Source organism: Microcoleus sp. PH2017_24_DOB_U_A (assembly GCF_020738205.1).
Lineage (GTDB): Bacteria > Cyanobacteriota > Cyanobacteriia > Cyanobacteriales > Microcoleaceae > Microcoleus.
The window spans coordinates 1-2,182 of sequence record NZ_JAEQCT010000010.1; the positions used below are offsets into that span (position 1 = coordinate 1).

At 45.7% G+C, this 2,182-nt stretch carries 2 protein-coding genes; both read right to left on the reverse strand.

Annotated elements, in window-relative coordinates:
* Positions 1–21: 21 nt before the first annotated feature.
* On the reverse strand, positions 22–1,629 hold the full coding sequence (locus JGK07_RS00160; protein WP_293187196.1) for a reverse transcriptase domain-containing protein: 1,608 nt from the start codon (positions 1,627–1,629) through the stop codon (positions 22–24).
* Positions 1,630–1,902: 273 nt separating this feature from the next.
* Positions 1,903–2,182: hypothetical protein (locus JGK07_RS00165; protein WP_363319772.1), on the reverse strand; the 280-nt coding region annotated here is incomplete at its 5' end.

A 2,182-nucleotide genomic window follows, 5' to 3' on the forward strand; every position in this document is an offset into this window, starting at 1 on the left:
TGGTTGAGTCGAGGGGGGATATTATTCCCCGCCCCTCTCAGTTAGAACCGGACGTGCGATTTTCACCGCATCCGGCTCCCGATGTTCTTGGCTTACGCCTTTGCTCATGTGTAGATAATCATGGCAACTCTCGTGAATTGCTTCAAGATTCGCTTTTTTCCGATTGGCATGATTTCCGTCGATATGGTGCAGGTTTATCCGCTCCTCACTTGTGAAATTCAGCCCACAGGATGCACATTTATGGTTTTGCCTTGTAAGAGCTTTAGAGGTTTCCCCGTCATAGAGCTTGCTGTTACGCTTACTCCAGTAGGTGAAGTCGCCATCGTAAGGGGATTTCTCACCCTTGACTTTGATGTGCTTATTTTCGGAGGAAGGTACCGATGGGAACGCTTTATCTAGTAATTTCTTGCTAGAGTAGCGGTTTTGTTTGGATTCCTTGTTGAATACCTTATATGCTCTTGTTTCGATATGGAACAGGGAAAACCTTGACCCGTCCATCTTGCAAAAACGATGGTAATTCCTCCAGCCTCTAACTAAGGGAGCTAATTTTTCAGCCTTGACCTTAGCGCCATAATTCGAGTTATTGACAATGCCTTTTACTTTCTCACGGAAAGCTTTAAAATTACCCACTGATGGAGTGCATTTAAACTTGCCGTTATTCTGAACCCTAATGTTCCAGCCTAGGAAATCAAAGCCATCTGTCGTGGCGGTTATCTTGGTCTTTTTTTCGCTTACCTTCATTCCTCGCTCTGCTAAAAATCGGCTAATTTTTTCAAGTATTTCTGTCGCGTTATCTTCGGGGCGGAGTATTATTACCATGTCGTCCGCATAGCGGATTGATGGTTCGTTGGTTCGCCCATTGGCTTTGTATCTGTGAATACTTTCTATCCCGTTGAGCGCGATATTAGCTAAGAGTGGGCTAACTACTCCCCCTTGTGGTGTACCCTGTTTGGGGAATTCTGGGTTCACTCCTGCTTTCAGGCATCGGAAGATACCGAGCTTTAACCCTTTGGGGGCGATGAGTTCATCCATTATTGTTGAGTGGTTAATCCGGTCGAAGCATTTTTCGATATCGAGTTCTATAACTCGCTTTTCTATTCCTTTGGCATGGGAGTTAAGGTTGTCGAAGATGTACTTATGAGCATCATGTGCCGAACGTCCAGTTCTAAACCCGTAGCTCCTAGCGTGGAAAGTGGCTTCATGGGCTGGTTCTAAGGCATATTTTGCTAGGCACTGCCAAGCTCTATCTGCTATGGTAGGTATTTTCAATATTCGGGTTGTCCCATCCTTTTTAGGAATTGGAATTTCCCGAAGCTTGCTGTGATGCCAATTGTTGTAATTGGTCTTGAGGACTGACTCAAGTGCAAATCGTTCCTCGAATGAGAGGGATTTTTTGCCATCAATACCCGCCGTCTTTTTACCATTGTTTAGCTGCGTTACTTGACGAATAGCCAATAATCTAGCTGCACGAGATTTCAGAATAAGTTTCTGTAAAGACCGCGCTTTCCGCCTGTCTCCAACTTGAACCGCTTTGAATACGCGCTTTTGCAGGCGGAATAAACCTTGACGGAATTGCTTCCACTTTAGATTTATCCATGATTCAGTGATATTTCTATCCTGCCTAACCATACTCTGCTCCAATTTGTATTTTCTGAACACCTTGCAGCAATTACGCTGCATCCTACCCGAATTGAAGGAGTTCCGCTGCTCGTCTAGCCTACATCGGGGTTCGACCACCCCTAGACCTTCCATCCGTTTTTCTTCGTTCCCTCAGAGAGATTGTTATGTCCCGTTAGGTGTAGCCAATTCAACCATTGGATTCCCTGGACTCTTACCGCTATTATCTAAAGATGCGGTGGGAATATCTCCAATCAAGTCAGGCTTTTCAAAGTTGCGCCCTGCTTACCCATAGGTTGCTTTTCTAGGCTCGGTTTCACCGTGAGGACTTCCTATTAACGCCAGTGTCAATCCGCAACGGTTGTCTGATTGCGTCCTGTTCCCAGCTTCGACCTCCCGAAACCGAGTCGGGTCATCGTGGGCAGATAAGGGTTCACATCGAGTCTGATGGACAGGGTTTTCACCTGTATATCTCCGAGAGTTCAACTCTTTTCCGTTGTTGGTTAGAGTTGGATTAGCTATGTACGGACTGTTTACCGTGATTTGCCAATCAACGAGTCGCACT

Excerpts from the sequence above, each read along its gene's own strand:
- JGK07_RS00160 (WP_293187196.1), bottom strand. The coding sequence starts at position 1,629 with ATGGTTAGGCAGGATAGAAATATCACTGAATCATGGATAAATCTAAAG.